This window comes from Nocardia barduliensis (assembly GCF_013315795.1).
GTDB lineage: Bacteria > Actinomycetota > Actinomycetes > Mycobacteriales > Mycobacteriaceae > Nocardia > Nocardia barduliensis.
In genome coordinates this window covers 18,007-38,063 of the sequence record NZ_JABLTE010000061.1, presented here as the reverse complement: position 1 = coordinate 38,063, position 20,057 = coordinate 18,007, and the positions used below count along the sequence as shown (strand labels likewise).

General features: G+C 68.9%; 22 protein-coding genes. 14 read left to right on the top strand and 8 right to left on the bottom strand.

The window, feature by feature from the left end:
• Positions 1-49: 49 nt before the first annotated feature.
• The 8 genes from HOV91_RS24175 (at position 50) to HOV91_RS24140 (ending at position 7,220) form a co-directional block, all read left to right on the top strand.
• Positions 50-1,357: an APC family permease gene (locus HOV91_RS24175; RefSeq protein ID WP_312884748.1), complete on the top strand. Its 1,308-nt coding sequence runs from the start codon at positions 50-52 to the stop codon at positions 1,355-1,357.
• 210 nt (positions 1,358-1,567) lie between these two features.
• Entirely contained in the window at positions 1,568-2,107 is a 540-nt protein-coding gene (locus tag HOV91_RS24170; RefSeq protein ID WP_174187684.1) for a hypothetical protein, read from the top strand.
• 134 nt (positions 2,108-2,241) lie between these two features.
• Positions 2,242-3,252 carry a TIGR03617 family F420-dependent LLM class oxidoreductase gene (locus HOV91_RS24165; protein ID WP_174187683.1) on the top strand — a complete coding sequence of 337 codons (1,011 nt, stop codon included), beginning with the start codon at positions 2,242-2,244 and terminating at the stop codon, positions 3,250-3,252.
• 26 nt (positions 3,253-3,278) lie between these two features.
• Complete coding sequence (locus tag HOV91_RS24160; protein ID WP_174187682.1) at positions 3,279-3,527, top strand: hypothetical protein; 249 nt, start codon at positions 3,279-3,281, stop codon at positions 3,525-3,527.
• A 159-nt stretch (positions 3,528-3,686) separates the two neighbouring features.
• A complete protein-coding gene (locus HOV91_RS24155; RefSeq protein WP_174187681.1) occupies positions 3,687-4,064 on the top strand; it encodes a PepSY domain-containing protein in 378 nt (125 codons plus the stop codon).
• Positions 4,065-4,128: 64 nt separating this feature from the next.
• Entirely contained in the window at positions 4,129-4,839 is a 711-nt protein-coding gene (locus HOV91_RS24150) for a DUF8020 domain-containing protein (RefSeq protein ID WP_174187680.1), read from the top strand.
• A gap of 129 nt (positions 4,840-4,968) precedes the next feature.
• Positions 4,969-5,985 (top strand): DNA topoisomerase IB, encoded by a 1,017-nt coding sequence (locus HOV91_RS24145; protein ID WP_174187679.1) that lies wholly within the window; start codon positions 4,969-4,971, stop codon positions 5,983-5,985.
• A gap of 236 nt (positions 5,986-6,221) precedes the next feature.
• A complete protein-coding gene (locus HOV91_RS24140) occupies positions 6,222-7,220 on the top strand; it encodes a DUF4185 domain-containing protein (protein WP_174187678.1) in 999 nt (332 codons plus the stop codon).
• An 18-nt stretch (positions 7,221-7,238) separates the two neighbouring features.
• Here HOV91_RS24140 and HOV91_RS24135 read toward each other — a convergent pair whose 3' ends face one another.
• The 6 genes from HOV91_RS24135 to mftR all read right to left on the bottom strand — a co-directional run bounded on the left by HOV91_RS24135 (position 7,239) and on the right by mftR (position 12,586).
• Positions 7,239-9,518, bottom strand: a complete 2,280-nt coding sequence (locus HOV91_RS24135; RefSeq protein WP_174187677.1) for a SpoIIE family protein phosphatase — start codon at positions 9,516-9,518, stop codon at positions 7,239-7,241.
• On the bottom strand, positions 9,515-10,147 hold the full coding sequence (locus HOV91_RS24130) for a SpoIIE family protein phosphatase (RefSeq protein WP_174187676.1): 633 nt from the start codon (positions 10,145-10,147) through the stop codon (positions 9,515-9,517). The genes HOV91_RS24135 and HOV91_RS24130 overlap by 4 nt, the downstream gene beginning before the upstream one ends.
• Positions 10,140-10,553, bottom strand: coding sequence for an ATP-binding protein (locus HOV91_RS24125; protein WP_051046624.1), 414 nt, complete (start codon positions 10,551-10,553; stop codon positions 10,140-10,142). Before HOV91_RS24125 ends, HOV91_RS24130 begins: the two co-directional genes overlap by 8 nt.
• Positions 10,543-10,932, bottom strand: a complete 390-nt coding sequence (locus HOV91_RS24120; RefSeq protein WP_040779629.1) for an STAS domain-containing protein — start codon at positions 10,930-10,932, stop codon at positions 10,543-10,545. Before HOV91_RS24120 ends, HOV91_RS24125 begins: the two co-directional genes overlap by 11 nt.
• A 12-nt stretch (positions 10,933-10,944) precedes the next feature.
• Positions 10,945-11,850 (bottom strand): STAS domain-containing protein, encoded by a 906-nt coding sequence (locus HOV91_RS24115; protein ID WP_043726559.1) that lies wholly within the window; start codon positions 11,848-11,850, stop codon positions 10,945-10,947.
• A gap of 139 nt (positions 11,851-11,989) precedes the next feature.
• The gene (gene mftR, locus HOV91_RS24110) at positions 11,990-12,586 is read right to left on the bottom strand and encodes a mycofactocin system transcriptional regulator MftR (RefSeq protein ID WP_174187675.1); all 597 of its coding nucleotides are present in this window, start codon (positions 12,584-12,586) and stop codon (positions 11,990-11,992) included.
• A 65-nt stretch (positions 12,587-12,651) separates the two neighbouring features.
• On the opposite strand from mftR, the gene mftE reads away from it, so the two are divergent.
• Both mftE and mftD read left to right on the top strand, forming a co-directional pair.
• Positions 12,652-13,353: a mycofactocin biosynthesis peptidyl-dipeptidase MftE gene (mftE, locus tag HOV91_RS24105; RefSeq protein ID WP_174187674.1), complete on the top strand. Its 702-nt coding sequence runs from the start codon at positions 12,652-12,654 to the stop codon at positions 13,351-13,353.
• The gene (gene mftD, locus HOV91_RS24100; RefSeq protein WP_174187673.1) at positions 13,350-14,573 is read left to right on the top strand and encodes a pre-mycofactocin synthase MftD; all 1,224 of its coding nucleotides are present in this window, start codon (positions 13,350-13,352) and stop codon (positions 14,571-14,573) included. Before mftE ends, mftD begins: the two co-directional genes overlap by 4 nt.
• A gap of 4 nt (positions 14,574-14,577) precedes the next feature.
• Here the strand turns inward: mftD and HOV91_RS24095 are convergent, their stop codons facing one another.
• Positions 14,578-15,048, bottom strand: a complete 471-nt coding sequence (locus HOV91_RS24095; protein ID WP_174187672.1) for a MarR family winged helix-turn-helix transcriptional regulator — start codon at positions 15,046-15,048, stop codon at positions 14,578-14,580.
• A 276-nt stretch (positions 15,049-15,324) separates the two neighbouring features.
• On the opposite strand from HOV91_RS24095, the gene HOV91_RS24090 reads away from it, so the two are divergent.
• The 3 genes from HOV91_RS24090 to HOV91_RS24080 all read left to right on the top strand — a co-directional run bounded on the left by HOV91_RS24090 (position 15,325) and on the right by HOV91_RS24080 (position 18,855).
• Positions 15,325-17,001, top strand: coding sequence for a fumarate hydratase (locus tag HOV91_RS24090; protein WP_174187671.1), 1,677 nt, complete (start codon positions 15,325-15,327; stop codon positions 16,999-17,001).
• Positions 17,002-17,140: 139 nt separating this feature from the next.
• On the top strand, positions 17,141-17,605 hold the full coding sequence (locus HOV91_RS24085; RefSeq protein WP_217441074.1) for a hypothetical protein: 465 nt from the start codon (positions 17,141-17,143) through the stop codon (positions 17,603-17,605).
• Positions 17,606-18,360: 755 nt separating this feature from the next.
• Positions 18,361-18,855, top strand: coding sequence for a M15 family metallopeptidase (locus tag HOV91_RS24080; RefSeq protein WP_174187695.1), 495 nt, complete (start codon positions 18,361-18,363; stop codon positions 18,853-18,855).
• Between the two features lie 24 nt (positions 18,856-18,879).
• Here HOV91_RS24080 and HOV91_RS24075 read toward each other — a convergent pair whose 3' ends face one another.
• Positions 18,880-19,641 (bottom strand): glucose 1-dehydrogenase, encoded by a 762-nt coding sequence (locus tag HOV91_RS24075; protein WP_174187670.1) that lies wholly within the window; start codon positions 19,639-19,641, stop codon positions 18,880-18,882.
• Positions 19,642-19,722: 81 nt separating this feature from the next.
• Between HOV91_RS24075 and HOV91_RS24070 the strand changes: the two genes are divergently transcribed.
• Positions 19,723-20,037, top strand: a complete 315-nt coding sequence (locus HOV91_RS24070; RefSeq protein ID WP_174187669.1) for an ArsR/SmtB family transcription factor — start codon at positions 19,723-19,725, stop codon at positions 20,035-20,037.
• Positions 20,038-20,057: the final 20 nt, after the last annotated feature.

The window sequence follows — 20,057 nt, the reverse complement described above, 5'->3', positions numbered from 1 at the left end:
TCGGCCGCGCGGCGGGTATCCGCGCCCTGTGGTGGATTCTCTGCGACGGGTGGTGCGTACGCCCCTGCTGTTCTTCTTCATCCTCGGCGACATCCTGGGCGCGGGTGTCTACGTGCTGGTCGGGGCCATCGCCCGGGAGTCCGGCGGCGCGGTGTGGTTGCCGCTGCTGGTCGCGCTCGGTCTGGCCTGCCTCACCGCCGGTTCCTATGCCGAGTTGGCCACCAAGTATCCGAAGGCGGGCGGTTCGGCCCATTACACCCGCCGAGCGCTCGGCCCGGCCGCCGGATCTCTCGTCGGATTCTGCATGCTCGCCGCCGGTGTCGTCTCGGTCGCGGCGCTGAGCAAGGCATTCGCCGCGGACTACCTGCACGCGTTGGTGGCGTTGCCGACGGTCGCGGTCGTGGTGGTGTTCCTCACCGCACTGGCATTGCTCAACGTCTACGGCATCAAGCAGTCCCTGGGCGCCAACGCCGCCGCGACACTGGTCGAACTCGGCGGGCTGGTGCTGGTGATCGGGCTCGGCGCGTGGGTGATCATCCGGGGTGACGCCGATCCGGGCCGGCTCACCCAGGTGGGGACGGCTGAGCACGGAGTCGTCGGCGCGACGCTCGCGGGCGCCGTGCTGGCCTTCTATTCGTTCGTCGGGTTCGAGACCTCCGTCAACTTGGCGGAGGAAGTCGCCGACCCCCGCAGATCCTATCCGCGCGCCCTCTTCGGGGCGCTGCTCACCGCCGGTGGGGTGTACGCGCTGATCGGGGTGGTGGCCGGTGCGGTCGTGCCCACCGATCGGCTGGCGAACTCGAGCGCTCCGCTCCTGGAGGTGGTGCGCCTGGCCGGAGGCGTTCCGGAAAGACTGTTCGCGGTGGTCGCCTTGGTGGCGGTGGCGAACGGCGCGCTCCTGACCGGCATCATGTCCTCGCGATTGGCCTATGGCATGGCCCGCGACGGGCTGCTGCCCCGTGCTCTGGGCCGGGTCCTGTCCGGCCGTCGCACGCCGTGGGTGGCGATCGTCACGACGACGGCTGTCTCGCTACTGCTCGCCTCGACCGGGGAGGTGGCCTCGCTTGCCGAGACACTGGTGTTGCTGCTGCTGCTCGTTTTCGCGGCGGTCAATGCGTCGGTGCTGATCCTGCGGCGCGATGGCGACGGCGTCGAGCACTTCCGAGTGCCCGTCGTCGTGCCGTGGGCGGGTCTGGCTTCCTGCCTGTTCCTGTTCACCCGGATCGCGGGGGAGGTGTGGCTGCGAGGCGCCGTCCTCGTCGCGATCGGAGTACTGCTCGCGGTCGTGAACGCGGTCCGGGCCCGCCGGTCCGAAACGCACGGTCGGAGCCCCTTGCCGACCGAGCGCGGGACCTGACCATCCGCTCGGGCGCTGGGTTGTCCGACACGTGCCGGTTGACCTGGGGATACCCAAGATCTATCAGTATTTGAGTAGATTTTCTTCCAGCCGCAAAACTGGTCTCCGGTCTCGGTCCGGATACCCGGCACCGGCGCCGCGGCGGCGATCGCAGTACGGAGATCAGATCGGCATCCACTGAACTCGCACCTGTCTCGGAGGTTCCTCGCAATGACGTATTCAGTGCACGGCAGCTCCACGCTCGGCAGCGGAGTCCACGGCAACACCCAGCGGAGAGGCAATCCGGTGGCGGATCGCGTCCCCGCCGTACCGGACCGTCCCAGCGAATGGCATCCGGGAATGCTCTGGTGGGACGCGAGCACAGTGCTGGTGACATACCCTCGGCCGGACGCGACCGGGCGCTGGAACACGGTGCCGCACCTAGTGCTGCCGGTCGAGTACGGGCGCTTGGCTTTCCGGATCTCGTCGCATTCGAGCGAGGCCAGGCACCTCGCCCGCGACCGTCGGGTGATCGTGCAAGCCGGCGATCGGCGCGGCGAGCCGGCCCTCGGATCACGGCAGCACCAAGGAACGGCCGAACTGCTTCGGACCGGGCCGCTGTTCGATCGGGTGCGTGAGGGCATGCGCACGAAATACGGCAGCCGCCTCGGCTTGGCGCGCTTGGCGCACCGGCTGGCCATGGGCGCGGCGCCCTACGGTGACATCGTGGTCGTCGTCACCGTGCGCGAGAACCGCCGCCCCGGCGTCTGACCTCGGCCCTGGCGCGACACCTTCCGCGCCCACGGACGTTTCCCCGGACTGGACACATGCACGGAGTGCTGTCCATACGATGGGTTCGTCGTGTCGCGGAAGGCGTGGCGCACCGAGGACCGCCGGAGGTCGCTGTGAAGGTCCATCTACAGGTCACCGGAGCGCCCCGGCAGGTCGCCGCCGACGCGCGTGAGCTGGCCGCGACCGGGGCCGACGGCCTGTTCACCTTCGAGGGTCCGCACGACGTGTTCTTCCCGCTCGTCGTCGCGGCCGGTGCGACGGATCTGGAACTGATGACGAATGTCGCGATCGCCGGGCCGCGCAGCCCGCTGCATCTGGCGCATTCGGCCTACGACCTGCAGGTGTACAGCTCGGGGCGGTTCCGGCTCGGGCTGGGCTCACAGATCCGCGCGCACATCGAGAAACGCTACGGCAGCAGTTGGGGAGCGCCCGCCGAGCGCACCGCGGAGAGTGTGGCGGCGGTGAAGTCGATCTTCGCCGCGTGGGAAGGGTCGGCTCCGTTGAACTTTCGCGGCAAGTACTCCACGCATACCCTGATGCCGCCCACTTTCGACCCCGGCCCGAACCCGTTCGGGCCGCCGCCGGTGCTGATGGGCGCGCTCGGGCCGGTGATGACCCGCAAGGCCGCCGAAGTCGCCGACGGGCTGCTGGTTATGCCGTTCAACAGCGAGCGTCACTTCGCGGAGCGCACCGTGCCCGCCCTCGCCGAGGGCCTGCGTCGCTCCGGTCGTACCGCGGACGATTTCCCGGTGATCGGTCAGGTCATGGTCGCGCTGGGGCGCACCGAGGAAGCCCTTGCCGCGGCGGTGGGCGGGGTGGGCACGCTGATCGCGTTCTACGGGTCCACCCCCGCCTACCGTCCGGTCCTCGAGGTCGAGGGATGGGCGCCGTTGCACGACCGGCTCAACGCGTTGTCCAAGACGGGCGGATTCGCCGAGATGCGGTCGTTGGTGACCGAGCGGATGGTGCGCACGATCGGGGTGGCCGGCACGCCGGAAGAGTGCGCGGAGCAGATCCGGAGCCGCTTCGGCGCCACCGTGGGCGAGGTGTGCTGCTATTTCCCCGGCTACCTACCGGACCCGGCGGACGTGGCCGACCTGGTGGAGGCGTTGCACGCTCGGTAGCGACGACGGTTACCGTTCGGCGCACGGTGCGCGAAAGAGTGGTGAGCCAGTTCACCGCCGAGTTGAACGCCGGGACGCTCGGCGCTGCCAACCGGATCGACCGGCGTCGCGACATCGTGCGCGGCGGTCAGGGAGGGCGGGCGCACTCGGAGGGGATCGAGCGCACCCACCCCCGCGCCTCGGCGGCGGCCGAGCAGCGGGCACAGCTGCCGCGGGCAGCATCGGGATCGACCGACGGACACAAATACGAGAACCCCCGGAAACCCCGACCCTGAACCGACTTTAACGCCGTGGGCCCGGCGATGGCAGGGGAAACGCGAAGGATCTGCACGACGATCCTGAAAAAGTTTTCAGCCGGCTTCAGGCTGCCTTAAGCCACTTCCTGCGAACGTGATGGTCATCTTCAGATGACCATTCCCGCAGGAGGTTTCACCATGAAAGCCGCAATCCGCCGCGCACTTCCCGGTCGGCGCAGGCTGCTCGCAGGCGCCGCTGTCGCCGCCGTCCTCGTCGGTGGCCCCGTGGCGGTATATGCCGCCACGAGCCCGCAGGCGCCCGGCAGGCACGCCGTCGCCGCCGCGTTGCCGGACCACGACTGGGCGCTCACCGCGGCTCCCGCGATCGGCAGGCAGCAGGCCATCGACAAGGCGATCCAAGCCGTGCCGGGAAGTACCGCGGTCTCCGCCGAACTCGATGCCGAGGGGGCGACCACGGTGTGGGAGGTCGAACTCCGGACGCCCGACGGCATGGAGCACGAGGTGATCGTCGACGCGAACAGCGGCGCGGTGCTGGGCACGGTGCGTCAGGACTGACGGGCCGGGCGTTCGAAGCCGACGAATCGCACCATTCACAACAAGGGTCGAGGTTTCCGAGAACATGGGTTTGCGCAAGATCGCCACCGTATCGACGCTCGCCGTCGCGATTGCCGGCCTCCCCGCCGCACAGGCCGGGGCCGCACCGCAGGACGCCGGTGGCGAAGTCGTCAACTACACCGCCACCACTTCCGCCGAGAGCGTGGTCGTACACATCGACTCGGGGTCGATGCAGGTCCAGAACGACGTCTTCGCCATCGAGGCGGCCGACGGCACGGTACTCGCGGGCACGCCGCTGGAATTCCGCGTCGACGACTTCGTCTTCCCGATCACCGCCGACATCAGCGGCCGCAGCGCCACGCTCACACCGCGCTTCGATCTCGAGCACGCGCAGTACCGCCCGGTCGCGCTTCCCTTCGAGGACACGGCGCAGTGGCGAACGCCGTACGAGCGGGAAGTCGCCGCCTTCACCCGGTTGAAGGACACCATCGCGACGGGCGCCGCGATCGGAACCACCGTCGGCGGTCTCGGCGGCGGACTGGTCGGCTGTGTGCTCGGCGGCATCGCGGGCGCCACCGTCGCCGCCGCGACGATCGTCGGTATGTTCGGCCCGTTCATCCCGGCCGCCGCCGTCGGTTGCCTGGGTGGCATTCTGGCCGTCGGCGCATTGGGCACCCTCGCGGGTCAACTCTTCGTTACCGCGCCGGTGGCCGTCGCCGCCCTCGTCCAATACTTCACCACGGTCAATCAGCCCTTCGTTCCGCCGAACAAGTAGGGGCTGCGGCCGGAAGCTCTCGGCCATCGTGCCGCGCCAGGTCGTACTGCCGGGGCCTGGCGCTTCGGGCGACGGACGAGCGCGGCCGCCGAACTGTTTCGACGGTGCGGGACCGGGCAGCTATCTCATGTGAGCACGCGATTGCGACGTAGCAGGCCTTATGAGGGCGGACTCGAGCGCGTCCGGCGCGGGCGCGGGTTCAGCTACCGCACCGCGCACGGGGAACCAGTGCACGACGACGCGACATTGGAGCGCATCCGCGGGCTGGTGATCCCGCCCGCTTGGCGAAAGGTGTGGATCTGCCCGCACCAGAACGGCCATATCCAGGCGGTCGGCGTCGACGCCGCGGGACGGCGGCAGTACCTCTACCACGACCAGTGGCGCAAAGACCGGGACGAGGAGAAGTTCGACCGGGTGCTGGCGCTGGCCGCCCGATTGCCGCAGATCCGCGCGCGGGTCCGGGAGGATCTCGCGCTGCGCGGCTCGGTCCGGCGGCGGGTGGAGGCGGTCGCGATCGACCTCGTGGATCGCGGCGTGTTCCGTGTCGGCGGCGAGGAATACGCCGAGGAGAACGGCACCCGCGGAGTCGCCACTCTGCTGCGCGTACAGGTGCGGGTCTCCGGCGACCGGATGTTTTTCGACTATGTGGCGAAGGGCGGTATCCGGCGACGGGTGAGCATCCGGGATCCCCTGCTCGCGAAAGCGGTTCGCACCCTGCTGCGCAGCCGATCGGATTCGGATCGATTGCTGGTCTACCGGGAAGGCGGTCGCTACGGCGAACTGCGCGCCGACGACGTCAACCTGCGCTTCCGGGAACTCGCCGCGTGCGAGTGCAGCGTCAAGGACTTGCGCACATGGCAGGGCACGGTCCTGGCCGCCGCCGCACTCGGTTCGATCGAGCGCCCGTCCAACCGCCGTGCCCGCAAGAGCGCGGTACGAGAGGTCATGGACGAGGTAGCCGCCGCGCTCGGCAACACTCCGGCGGTGGCCCAGGCGTCGTACGTCGATCCGCGTGTCGTCACGGCTTTCGAGAACGGTACGACCGTCGCCGCGGCCCTGCGCCGCGCCGCCCGGGCCGGTTCCGCCGACGCGGAACGAGCGATCATCGATGCGGCTGTCATCCGGATGCTTCGCCGGATGCGGTGAGCCGAGCTCACCGACGGCGGGGTGCGCGGCAGGCCGAGTTCCACCAGCCGGGACCGTTCGATTCGGAAAGTACAACCTGCACAGTCGGTTTCCGCATTCTCGCGCAAATTCATCCGCTCGAACGAGCAACATCGCAGCCATCGACACCGGATACTGATCGGGTAGGCCGCTATCGCTCGCGATGCGCTACGAGCCGATCTGGATAGCGACGCACCGAGAATCGACAGGATCCGGCGATGCCCAAGATCAAGAATTTGAATCCCCTTCCGATGGCCGACATCGGCGGCTCGGATCTGTTCATCCCTTTCCGAATGCCCAGCGGCGATATCGGATACCTGCTCGGCGACACGTTCTCCGGCACCGAGCCGAGAGTGGGCGGCCCGAATTGGCGATCGCCGATGCTGCTGCGCAGCGATACCCACGACATGTCCAGGCCGATAGAGTTCCGATCGGCGGCACGGAACGCACGGCAACTCTGGGATTATCTGCACAACAATCCGGAGTACTCCACGATCCTGCCCTGCGACGCGATAACGATCGGCGGCCGGATCTATCTCTGGGTAATGGTCACCCAAGGGCTGGCGAACGAGCGCTGGTGTGAGATCCGCTATTCCGACGACAACGGAGAAAGCTGGACCGATACCGCGGTGCGGTGGTCCACCAGCGCCTACGGCGGGAAACGCACCATGATCTCCTGGGAGCGCGGCGGTGACGGCTATGTCTACGTCATCTCCACCGGCGGGCTCGCCCGGAACAAGAACATGGTGCTGTGGCGCGTACGCGAGAACCACGCCGCGCTCACCGACCCGGCAGCCTGGCAGGGCTGGGGCTGGAACGGCTATGACTGGGGCTGGGGCCGGGATCCGGGCGGTGATCCGCGTTTCGGCATCCTGGCCGACGGCACGAGGCTCGGCGAGATCGGATTGCGCCGCATCCAAGGCAATTGGGTGATGTCTGGTTTCGATGCGGGCGCCTACGGTGCGTTCGTCAAGGTCGCCGCTAGAATCACCGACAATTGGCGCACAGCCTTGACCTACCGTCCGGTGAAAGGATCTTTCTGGGCGCCGGGCGGTCCGGATATCGTGCCTCGCCTGTACGGTTGCTATGCCCATCCCGACAGCAGGTTCGACGGCGCGTTCTGCTTGATCGTAAGCGAGTGGGCCGAATCCAGAATGCCGTATCGCGGTATGCAATTCCGAATATACGGGATTCGGCCCGCGGCTGCGATCATCTAGCGATGCGAGTGCTTTTTGTCACCCGGCAATACGGCGGTTCGTCCCCCGCAACGGGTTGGCCACCGGAAAAGTGATCGCGGGCAGCGTGACCGACATGCGCACAGTCGTGCCGGGCCCGGAGTGGTCGATGTCCAGCTCCTCGGTCAGCGCGCGCATCATGTCGATGCCGCGGCCGCGATAGCCCGGATCGGAAGCCCGCGGTTTCCAATCACCGGTGTCGGTGACCACGATGACGACGGTGTCGATATCGCAGGTGGCCGACAGCCGGACCCGGCCGGTGTCGTCATTGCGGTAGGCGTGCTCGATGCTGTTGCTGCACGCCTCGTTGGCCGCGGCGACCAGATCGGCGGCCAAGTCGTGCGGCACCGCCGCGGCGGCCAGCCACCCTTTCAGCGTGCGGCGCAGCACCGCGAGTTCGTCGGCCCGCGCCGGCACGTCCAGCCGCAGGGGCGCGGGCGGCTGGCGGTAGACGACCATGGCCACGTCGTCGTCGTAGCCCACCGTCGGCCGCAGGCGCGAAAGCACCGCGTCGGCCACCTCGCGCGGCAGCCGCCCCGAGGTGTCGGCGAGTACCTCGGCGATCTTGGCGAACCCGTCATCGATGTCGACGCCACGCTGCTCGACCAAGCCGTCGGTGAACAGCACCAGCGTCGAACCGGGCGCCACCGCCGTGGTGGCCTCCGGGCGGCGCGGGGGATCGAACGTCGCCAGCGGCACCGAGCGTCCGCCCTCGAGCAGCCGGCCGACCTTGGCCACGTCGGCGAGAATCGGCGGCATGTGACCGGCGCTGCTGTAGCGGACCAGCCCGCGCACCGGGTCGAGGACGGCGGCGCACACCGTGGTGCACATGGCGCCGGGAATGCGCGCGGCGACGGTGTCGAGTTCGGCCAGCAGCTGCGCAGGCCCCGCGCCGCGCAGCAGCAGCGCACGGGCGGCGGTGCGCAACTGTCCCATGACGACCGCGGCGGACAGGCCACGACCGACGCAGTCGCCGACCACGACGCCGATCGTGCCGTCGCGCAGCGGCACCACGTCGTACCAGTCGCCACCGATTTCCAGCGGCGGCAGAGCGGGCTCGTAGTGCACCGAGAAACGCGGCGGCAGCTCGATCGGGCCGAGCATGGCGCGCTGCAGGGTCAGCGAGGTGGCGCGGGCCTGGTCGAAGTTGCGCGCCCGCTGGACGGCGAGGCTGAGATGACCGATCAACAGGGAGAACAGCGTCCAATCCGCGGCGCTGATCGCGCGGGGCGCGGCGAATCGCAACCACACCGCCGCGTCGCCGGTCTCGCCGAGTGGCGCGACGATGCCCTCGGAGCTCTCGGCCCCGTCCGGGATGGCCAGCAGGCTGCGCGGCGGCCTGCGCCTGGCCCGCTCCAGCAATGCGCGCGAGGGTTCGTCGAGCGAGGCGATGCCGTTGTGCGAAGCGCCGTCGGCGCCCGCGCCGGAGACGTACACCTCCGGTGCGGCGGTGCGGCTCGGCCACACCGCCACCACCGCGGTCTCCGCGCCGACCGTCCCGCGCAGCTCGTCGAGGCCGACGGCGAGCACTTCGACCACGCTGGTGGCCGCGCCGACCGCGGTGGCGAGCCGGGAGGCGGCCTGGTCACGGGCCTGCGCGTCGTGCTCGGCGGTGACGTCGCGAATAGTGCCGACGAAGATCCGCTCGTTGCCCTCCGGTTTGATCAGCGCGCTGGTGCTCACCGCGAGCCAGACGTCACGTCCGTCGCGGTGGCGGATCGGAATGATGAAGCGCTGGGCCTCGGTACCGAGATCGGGATAGCGCGGGCCCTCCGGGCTCGACCACGGATGCGGCAGCGGGTAGGGGACACCGGCGGCGCCGTAGCCGGTCAGGGCGCCGAAGGCGGTGTTGACCTCGATGATGGTGCCCTGCGCGTCCGCGACGAAGAAGCCGTCCTGCAGCGATTCCACCAGCGCGGTGCGGAAGGCGTCGCGTCCGGCGAGATCGTCGGCGCGGGAGCGCTGCTGCTCGTAGCGGCGGGTGCCGTCGAGATAGCCGCGGGTGGCGATGTCGAGCGGGACGAGCGTCTGCAACAGGAATTCCAGCGCGGTTTCCGGCAGGCGAGCGCCGGATTCGCCGGAGGTCTCCTGCCGCCGCTGCTCGGCTTCCTGGACGACCCGGAAGTGGTTCTCGGTGAGATCGAGCAGGCTGATGCCTTCGACCAGAGCGCGCCTGCCGAGCTCGTAGCCCTCCGCGAGGCCGGCCTGGGTGGGCGAATCCAGGTGCCGCCGTAGCGCGTCCGCGTAGGCGTCCAGGAAATCGGCCAGCAGAGCGCTCATCCGGCCGCCCCTCCCGCACCGCGGTGTCGCGCCGCCAGCACCAGCGCGTCGTCGGTGTCCTTCGCGTGCCGGGTGAGCATCTCGGCGGTGATGTCGGCGGTGGACTTCGAAAGGTCGATTCTCGTGGCGGATTCGGTGACGATGCCGTCGGTGGACATCAGCAGCAGGTCGCCGGGACGGACCGCGACCGACTGCGGCTGGAGGTTGGCCGGTAGGCGATAGCCGACGATGCCCGCGGTGAGCAGGACGGTCGCGTGCACTTTCAGGCCCGCCGGACCCGCGGTCAGCACCTGGGATTCGACATTGCCCACGCCGAGCCAGCGCACCCGGTCGCCCTCGTCGAACAGGGCGAGCGAGACCGCCGCACCGCGCGTGTCGGCCATCGCGCGGTGGCACAGCACCATCAGCACGTCCAGCGGTTCCGCGCGGTTCTCCGACAGCACGCGGGCGGCGCGATCGGCCGCGTCCGCCGCGGCGGCGCCGTGCCCGAGTCCGTCGAGCACCGCGAAGAGGACTGTGCCGCCGCCGGTGTCGAGGACGAGGCCGCGGTCACCGGAGACCTGTTGACCGGGCAGTGCGCGACCGGCCACCGCCCACTCGATCCGGCCGATGAACCCGTCCTCATGCACCGTTCGGTACCCACTTCCACATCTCCACCAGCGTGCCGCGGCCCGGCGCCGAGTCGACGGTCAGCCGGTCCATCAACCGCCGGGCTCCGGGAAGCCCGAGTCCGAGGCCGCGTCCGGTGGAGTAGCCGTCCTCCAGCGCGCGGGCGATGTCGTTGATGCCGGGTCCTTGATCCTCGGCTTGCACGACCAGGGCTTGACGGCCCTCGCGGTCATCGACCAGCAGGCGGATCTCGCCGCTTCCCGCGTAACTGGTGATGTTGCGGGCGATCTCGGAGATCGCCGTGGAGATCATCGTTCGGTCGGTCAGGGTGAAGCCGAGTTTTGCTGCCAGTTCGCGTCCGGCCTGACGTGCGGTCACGATGTCCCCGGACACCCTGACCGCGATCACCACGTTCTCAGCGGCCACTGTCACGACCGTCTCGCTGGCGACGGGCTGGGGTCTTTCGGTCCAACCAGGCGAGTCCCTCCTCCAGATCGAGGGCGGTGTGCATGTCCTCGAAGGTGAGACCGAGCTGCACCATGGCGAACGCGACTTCTGGTTGCAGACCGACGATCACCGTTTCGGCGCCGCGCAGCTGCGTCATGTGCGCGATGGTACGCAACGATCTGGCGGCGAACGAATCCATCACGTCGATCGCCGTGACATCCACGATGATGCCGTGTGCCCGATACTTGCTGACCTGTTTCATCAGGTCGTCCTGCAGGCGTTCGGTATCGGCGTCGGTCAGCGCGGACTGCACCGACGCGATGAGGTACGTCCCCTGTTTGAGAATCGGAACCGGCATGTGCCCGCCCGATCAGCGGCCGTCGCGTTCGGTGACCCGTTCGGTGGCGCGGGAAACCTCGTAGCCCAGTAGGCGTTCGGCTTCCTCGATACCTCCCTGCAGGTCGCCTACGGCGTTCATCTTCGACAGATCCAGGCCGATGGTCACCAGGGTGAGCGCGATCTCCGAGGACAAGCCGGTGATGATGACGTTCGCGCCCATGAGTCCCGAGGCGTCGACGGTCTGCACCAGGTGGTTGGCCACGGTGGAGTCGATCTGGGGGACGCCGGTGATGTCGATGACGACGACCTTCGCGCGATTGGCCCGGATGGCGCGCAGCAGCTGCTCGGTGAGCTGGCGGGCGCGCTGGCTGTCGAGCACGCCGATGATGGGCAGGATCAGCAGCTGCTCGCGCACCTGCAGCACCGGCGTGGACAGCTCGCGGATGGCTTCCTGCTGCTGGCGGATGACGCGCTCGCGCTCCTGCACGAAGGAGACGCCCACGGTGTTGGCGATGCGGTTGGCGGCCGGTTCGTAGGCGTCGAGCACCGCGTTGAGCAGTTCGAAGTCCGCCTGGTACTTCTCGAACAGCGACCGGGCCAGCACGTCGCGCAGCAGCAGCACGATGCCGAGCACCTCATCGGTCTCGACGCCCCGCGGGATGATGCGCTCGGACAGGTCGCGCGCGTAGGCCTGCAGCGCCTCGACGCTACCGGTCTCGAGCACCTCGACGTAGTTGTCGTAGACCGAGGTGGCTTCGGAGAAGATCTCCTCGGGGGTCATCGCGGTCAGCAGCTGGGCGTCGGTGATGCGCCGGGCCCATTCCTCTCGCAGCGCGGTGCGGTTCTGACGCAGGTGCTCGACCAGCTGCGGAAGCAGATTGTCGACCGGTCCCGCGGTCAGGGAATCCGCCGAAAGGCTCATGGACACCTCGGACATGGAAACTCCTGCCCCTTTCGACGGTTGAGTCGGGATCTTCGTGCGTTCGGCGCTAGCCGATTCCGAGCCTAGTCATACCCCACCCGAGTCACCGACGAAACCTGCCGGTTGTTCGCCTGATGTTCGAGTGCTGCGGATCTCACGGCACCGTAGCGAACCCGCGTTCCAGCGCTGCGAGCGCCTCGTCCAAATACACGGTGAGGTCCGCGTCGGCACGGGCCAGCCAGGCGTCGAACGCCGCCCGCGCCGCCGCCAGCGTGGTCCGGCCCACCGCGAGGGGGATGAGCGCGTCCTCCGGTTCGCCGAGCCGCCCCGCCGCGAAGGAGCTCACGGCGCGCTCCCATGCGTCGTAGTGCGCGCCCGCGGTGGCCGCCAGCGCGGGGACGGTGGCGACCAGCTGCATGCGAGTGCGCAGCTCGGAAACGTCCTCGGCGCGATATTGGTTGGCGTTCACCACGACTCGGCGCACGGCGGTCATCATCGGTACGTCGTCCGGCACGGTCGCGAACGCGGCGCGCAAGGCGGCGACCTCGTCGTCGAACTGCCACCAGAGCACCTCCGCTTTGGTGGGGAAGTAGCGGAAGAAGGTGCGTCCGCTGATGCCCGCGGCGGCGGCGATCTGCTCGACGGTGGTCTCGTCGAAGCCCTGTTCGCTGAACAGCCGCATGGCGATCAGTTCGAGTTCGCGCTTGGTCGTGCCCCGGGGGCGGCCGCGCGTGGTCCGGTTCTCCAGCATCGTCTGATTGTGCTCGGCCGACGGGGGCCCTTGATTATGTCAGTGACTGACGATAATCTCGCGGCATGTTGGCGGATCTCACCTGGCCCGAGGCGGGCGCGCGCGCCGGCGCGGGTGCGATCCTGGCCGTCGCGGTCGGGGCGACCGAGCAGCACGGCCCGCATCTGCCGCTGTCCACCGACACCGATGTCGCCACGGCGTTGTGCGCCCTGCTGGCCGCGGCGCGGCCGGAGGTGCTGGTCGGCCCGGCGATACCGTACGGCGCCAGCGGCGAGCACGCGGGCTTTCCCGGCACCCTGTCGATCGGGCAGGCGGCGCTGGAACTGCTGGTGGTCGAGCTGTGCCGCTCGGCGACCGACACCTTCGACCGCGTCCTGCTGGTCAACTGGCACGGCGGCAACATCGAGCCGCTGCGCCGGGCGAAAGACCTGCTGCGCTCGGAGTCACGTGACGTGCGCCTGTACCTGCCGCGCTTCGACGGCGACCCGCACGCGGGCCGGTCGGAGACGGCACTGCAACTGGCGCTGGCGCCCGAGCGCGTGCGCGGCGACCGCGCCGCGGCGGGGGACACCCGCCCGCTGGCCGAACTGCTGCCGTTGCTGCGGGCGGGCGGAGTGCGCGCGGTGAGCGCCAACGGCGTCCTCGGCGACCCGTCGGGCGCCAGCGCCGCCGAAGGCGCGGCCCTGCTCGAGCGCCTGAGCACCGACCTGATCGACCGAACCCGGCTCTGGTGGCCGGCGAACTCCCCGGAAAGGACCGGAACATGAACCCGTGGTTCGAGACCGTCGCCGAAGCGCAGCGGCGGGCCAAGAAGCGGCTGCCGAAGTCGGTGTACGGCGCGTTGATCGCCGGTTCCGAGCGCGGGCAGACCATCGAGGACAACCAGAAGGCGTTCACCGAACTCGGTTTCGCGCCGCACGTGGCGGGCCCGATCGGCGAGCGCGACCAGTCGACGACCGTACTGGGACAGCAGCTTTCGATGCCGGTGCTGATCTCGCCGACCGGTGTGCAGGCGGTGCATCCCGACGGTGAGGTCGCCGTCGCCAGGGCGGCCGCCGCGCGCGGCATCGCGATGGGCCTGAGCTCGTTCGCCAGCAAGCCGATCGAAGAGGTCGTCGCGGCCAACCCGGCGACGTTCTTCCAGTTGTACTGGTGCGGCGGAAAGGACGAGATCCTGCAGCGGATGCAGCGGGCGAAAGAGGCGGGCGCGGTCGGATTGATCCTGACGCTCGACTGGTCGTTCTCGCACGGGCGGGACTGGGGCAGCCCGGTCATTCCGGAGAAGCTCGATCTGCGCACGATGCTGAAGTTCGCGCCGCAGACCCTGGCACGTCCGCGCTGGCTGGCCACCTATGCCCGATCCGGCAGCATTCCGGATCTGACCGCGCCGAACATGGCGATCGGTGGCGCCGCGGCACCGGGTTTCTTCGGCGCTTACGGCGAATGGATGGGCACGCCCGCCCCGGATTGGTCCGACGTGCGGTGGATCTGCGAGCAGTGGGACGGGCCGGTGCTGCTCAAGGGCGTGATGCGGGTCGACGACGCGCTGCGGGCGGTCGACGCGGGTGTGGCGGCGATCTCGGTGTCCAACCACGGCGGCAACAACCTGGACGGCACCCCGGCCGCGATCCGGGCGCTGCCGGTGCTGGCGGACGCGGTGGGCGCGCAGGTCGAGGTGCTGCTCGACGGCGGCATCCGGCGGGGCAGCGACGTGGTGAAGGCCGTGGCGCTGGGCGCGCGGGCGGTGCTCATCGGTCGCGCCTACCTGTGGGGGCTGGCCGCCAACGGCCAAGCCGGTGTGGAGAACGTGCTGGACATCCTGCGCGGCGGCATCGATTCGGCGCTGCTCGGTCTGCGCAAGACGCGCGTCACCGACCTGGACCGCTCGGACGTGGTGGTGCCCGCCGGGTTCGAGCGCGCGCTCGGGGTGCCCGAAGCCGCCGGTGCCGCAAGCGCTTCCGCCGATCACGCGGCCACGCCCGCCTGAGCGATCAGCTCTCGGCCGCCGTTCGCCGGTGATGCGCGAGCAGGGTGTCGTAGATGTCGGCCAGGGCGGCCAGCTGCCGGCGATCGAGGATGTCGATCATGTGCCTGCGCACGCTCTGCACGTGCGCGGGCGCGGCGTCGGTGAGCACGTCGGCGCCGCGCGGGGTGAGCTTGGCCGCGGTGCGGCGGGCGTCGTCGGGGATCGGCTCGCGCACGACCAGCTCCCGCTTCTCCATCCGGGTGATCTGGTGGGAGAGCCTGCTCTGCGACCACTCCAGTTTGGCCGCCAGCTCGGCGAAGGTGAGCCGGTGGTCCGGCGCTTCGGCCAGATAGGCCAGCACCGAGTATTCGACGTAGGTGAGGTCGGACTCCCTGGTGGAATCCCGCCCGACCGCCGCGGCGATGAGGTCGCGGGTGCGCACGAAACCCAGCCAGGCGCGCATCTCCACGTCATCGAGCCATTGGGGATCGGTCACGATAGCGCTCCAAACTCTGACGTGTCCCAAGATCGTCACGCGTCGCGACGTGCGGCGCGTGAACAGTGTGCGCGCGGCCGGACGCGGACGCCCGGGAGCTTTCGCACCTGACGAGAGGTAGCATCACCGGGGTTGAACGTGCAACCTTTCCTGGCCAACTGTCCGAGATAGGGTTGCCTAACCGCAAGGGGCGCGGTCGGTGGTGGCTAGGCTCGCTGTGCTCGTGACCAGCCCGGCCGTTCGTGGCGTTCGGGCCCACCCAAAGGAGTGCGACTGGTGACCGCGCCGGACTTCCGCTATTCAGATCTGCTGCCGATCGGCGCCGACGACACCCCTTACCGGCTGCTCACCACCGAGGGCGTCAGCACCTTCGAGCACAACGGGCGCAGGTTCCTGCAGGTCGAGCCCGAGGCGCTGCGGCTGCTGACCGAAACGGCGATGCACGACATCAGCCATTTCCTGCGCCCGGCGCACCTGGGCCAGCTGCGCAAGATCATCGACGACCCGGAGTCCAGCGGCAACGATCGTTTCGTCGCGCTCGACCTGCTCAAGAACGTCAACATCTCCGCAGGTGGCATCCTGCCGATGTGCCAGGACACCGGCACCGCGATCGTCATGGGCAAGAAGTCCGAGGGCGTGCTCACCGGAGCCGACGACGCGGAGTGGATCAGCCGTGGCGTGTTCGACGCCTACACCAAGCTGAACCTGCGTTACTCGCAACTGGCCCCCATCACCATGTGGGAAGAGAAGAACACCGGTTCCAACCTGCCCGCGCAGGTCGAGCTGTACTCCACCGCGGGCGATCCGGCGAACCCGTCCTACAAGTTCCTGTTCATGGCCAAGGGCGGCGGTTCGGCGAACAAGTCGTTCCTCTACCAGGAGACCAAGGCCATCCTGAACCCCACGCGGATGCTGGAGTTCCTGGACGAGAAGATCCGCTCGCTCGGCACCGCGGCCTGCCCGCCGTACCACCTCGCGGTCGTCATCGGCGGCACCAGCGCCGAGTTCGCCTTGAAGACGGCGAAATACGCATCCGCGCACTACCTGGACAATCTGCCCACCGAGGGATCGTTGTCCGCGCACGCCTTCCGCGACCTGGAACTGGAGGAGGAGGTCTTCAGGCTGACCCAGTCCTTCGGCATCGGCGCGCAGTTCGGCGGCAAGTACTTCTGCCACGATGTGCGGGTCGTCCGCCTGCCCCGGCACGGCGCCAGCTGCCCGGTCGCCATCGCGGTGTCCTGCTCGGCGGACCGGCAGGCGCTGGCCAAGATCACCGCCGAAGGCGTGTTCCTGGAGCAGCTCGAGCGTGAGCCCGCGCAGTACCTGCCCGAGCAGACCGACGCCATCCTCGGTGGCGACGTGGTGCGCGTCGACCTGAACCGGCCGATGGACGAGATCCGCGCCGAGTTGTCCAGATATCCGGTGAAGACCAGGCTTTCGCTGACCGGTCCGCTGGTCGTGGCGCGCGACATCGCGCACGCCAAGATCAAGGAGCGTCTCGACGCGGGCGAGCCGATGCCGGACTACCTGCGCGACATGGCCGTCTACTACGCGGGTCCGGCCAAGACGCCGGAGGGCTATGCGTCCGGTTCCTTCGGACCGACCACCGCGGGCCGGATGGACTCCTACGTCGACCAGTTCCAGGCCGCGGGCGGCTCGTTCGTCATGCTCGCCAAGGGCAACCGGTCCGCGCAGGTCACCAAGGCGTGCAAGGAACACGGCGGCTTCTACCTCGGTTCGATCGGCGGACCGGCCGCCCGGCTGGCGCTGGACTGCATCAAGTCGGTCGAGGTGCTCGAATACCCCGAATTGGGCATGGAAGCCGTGTGGAAGATCGAGGTCGAGGATTTCCCGGCGTTCATCGTCGTCGACGACAAGGGCAACGACTTCTTCGCCGAAACGCAGAAGCCGATCGCGCTGCGCGTGCGCACCCGCTCCAAAGAGCGCGTCTGAGTCTTCCTCGACCCCCGCGTGCGGCAGGCTGCGGACACGCCGATGTCCTGCCGATCACCGGGTCTTCGGTGTGGTCGTAGCGGGCACGCTTAGCGGAGTACACCGTTGATTCCGGCACCGATGCAGGTCGAGGAGAGCTATGAGCACGTCCAGACCAGTACCGACGGCGTTGTGTATCACCGAGTCGGCAGCCCTCCGGTTGGCCGACCGCGCTGCCCGGGAGGGCACCAGCTGTACCGCGCTGCTCGATCGCCTGATCCATGAGGGCGTCGACCAGCTCGACCACCCCGGGATCGTCTTCCGGGGTCCGCTCGACGACCGCCGCGCCGCGCTGGCGGCGGGCCCGGAGATCTGGGAAGTCGTTGCGCGCCTGCGGGAATTGGACGGTCCGGTGGAACGCCGGATCGCCGTGCTGGGCGCGAAGGCGGATCTGAACACGAGCAAGATCCGGCTGGCGCTCGCCTACGCCCGAGCGCACGGCGGCGAGATCCTGGGGCGGATCGCACGCAATAGGCAAGCGGCGGAGTCGTTTCGCCGGGACGGCGTGCGGATGTCGGCCGCGCGAGTGGGGCCGAGCGCGCTGGACGCTTCGCCGTCCGCATGATTCGGCCGGTATGTCCGATGCGGCCGATCTTCACATAGCTGGGGAGGGAATGTGAAATTCCCTACACCTGTGGATAGCCCTCTCGATTCGCGGGCGGCTGCCGGCACGAGCCGGTAGCCGCCCGCGGCACGTGTGTGGCGGATTACTGCTCGCCGTGCCTGGGCCGCAGCGAGATTCGGGACAGGGCGCACCGAGTCGCGCCAGGTGGGCCGAGCGGCGCGACATAGCGGCCGAAATGGACGTACCTGGCCTCGGTGATCACCGCTTTGATCGCAAATCGCCCAAAACCCCGGAGATAACCGGCAATTCGGGAGTCGTAACCGTCCCGGTGTCATTGTGATCCACAGCACTGGAATAGATTGTGGACAGCCGGTTTTCCAGGGGCTCGAAATATTTGCTGCTTCAGGGCAATTGACGGCATATCGGGCATATCAGATCAGCATTATCCCAAGCTGTGGAGTTTTCTGTGGAATTCGCTGAATGTTGTCCACACGAGGGGCGTGCGGTATGTGGAGCCGGGATGTGAGTATTCGGGTGCAGTCCGTCCGCCTGTTGAGTCGGCGGTGACGTGTGTCCCCGCGACGCCGAATCTCACGCCGGGGCCGGGTTGGCGCGGTGACGGGGTAGCGCGGCTGGGGGAGCGAGAGCGGTCGTCTCTCTCGCGGCAGAGCGGTTTGGATCGGGGCATACCAGGCATAGGTGATCGCAGGCGATAGCATCGGCGGATGGTGCTCGAGAATGCTGGGCGGAGTCGGATGGTGGCGGCGCTATCGGTGGCGGTCCTGCCCGCTCTGGTCGCGACCGGTGTGCTGGCGGGCGAGGCGCGGGCCGACGCCGTGGTCATCGATCAGCGGGAATCGGTGGGCTCGGCGACCGGGACCGAGGGGCTCGACCCCGCGTTGGCCTTGGCGTACACCCTCGCCGAACGCGAGGCGCGTGCGCAGGGGGTGCCGCTGTCCATCACGTCCGGGTACCGGACGCCCGCCGAGCAGCAGGCTCTGTGGGAGGACGGCGTAGCGACCTACGGCCCGGACGACGCACGTCGCTGGGTGCTGCCGCCGGAGGAGTCCACTCACGTCTCCGGGCAGGCGATCGACGTCGGTCCGCAGCAGGGCGCACGCTGGCTCGAGGCGAACGGCCATCGCTGGGGACTGTGCCGGACGTTCGAAAACGAATGGTGGCACTTCGAATTGGCTACTGTGCCGGGCGCGGATTGCCCGCCGATGAAGCCGGACGCGAGTGTGCGCTGACCGCGCCGGCCGACCGGGCGCGCGCTAGACCATGGGGTCGGGAACGGCGGTGATCAGTCCCCCGTCGACGAGCAGGTCCTGTCCGTTGACATAAGACGCCTCCTCGGATGCGAGAAAGGCGACGGCGTCGGCCACGTTCTCGGCGGTGCCGACGCGCCCCGCCGCCACGGTGGCGCTGATGGCGGCCTGCGCTTCGGCGGAGACGTTCGCGCGGAACGACGGCGTCGCGATGTAGCCCGGGCTGACGGAATTGACCCGGATACGCCGTGGCGCCAACTCGGCGGCGAGGCTGCGCGCCAAGTTGTGCACCGCCGCTTTGGTCGCCGAGTACAGCGACGCGCCGGGCACGCCGCGATGCAGCGCCCAGGAGGCGTTCACGACGACCGCCCCGTGATCCGCGACGAGGGGGAGGGTCTTCTGGACGGTGAAGAACACCCCTTTGAAGTTGGTGTCAACCACGCGGTCGAACTCGGCTTCGGTGACGGCCTCGGTCGGTTGGAACGCCGCGATGCCCGCGTTCGCGAAAACGACATCCAGCCGTCCGTAGCGCTGCGCCACGGCCGCGACGAGCGTGTCGAGATCGCCGAGATCGGCCGCGTCGCCGGCCACCGCGAGAACGCGGTCGGCCTCGCCCAGTTCCTCGGCCGCGGCCTCCAGGCGGCGCTTGTCGCGCCCGGTGATGACGACGTGCGCACCCTCGGTGAGCAGGCGCCGTGCGGTGGCCATGCCCATACCGCTGGATCCGCCGGTGATCAGCGCGATCTTGCCGTCGAAGCGAGCGCCCACGAGAACCTCCCAAGGATCTGATTGTACGAATACTGACGTACAGTTCGACTATACGTCAACTATCGCGCTAACCTGGTTCGCGTGATCGCGGCACATCCCGAGCGAGCGCAGATCCAGTTGACGAATGTGCTCACCGCATTGGGCAATCCGCTGCGCCTGCGAGTGGTGCGGATACTGGCCGACGGCGGCGAACACACCTGCGGCTCGGTGCTGCCGGAGGTCGCCAAGTCCAATCTCACCCACCACTGGCGGGTGCTGCGCGACGCCGGAGTGATCTGGCAGCGACCCTCCGGGCGGGAACTGCTGCTGTCGTTGCGCCGCGACGACCTCGACGCCCGCTTCCCCGGCCTGCTGGACACCCTGCTCGACGCCGCCCGCCGCGAGACAGCGGACTGAGCCGCTGCCTCGGTTCGCCT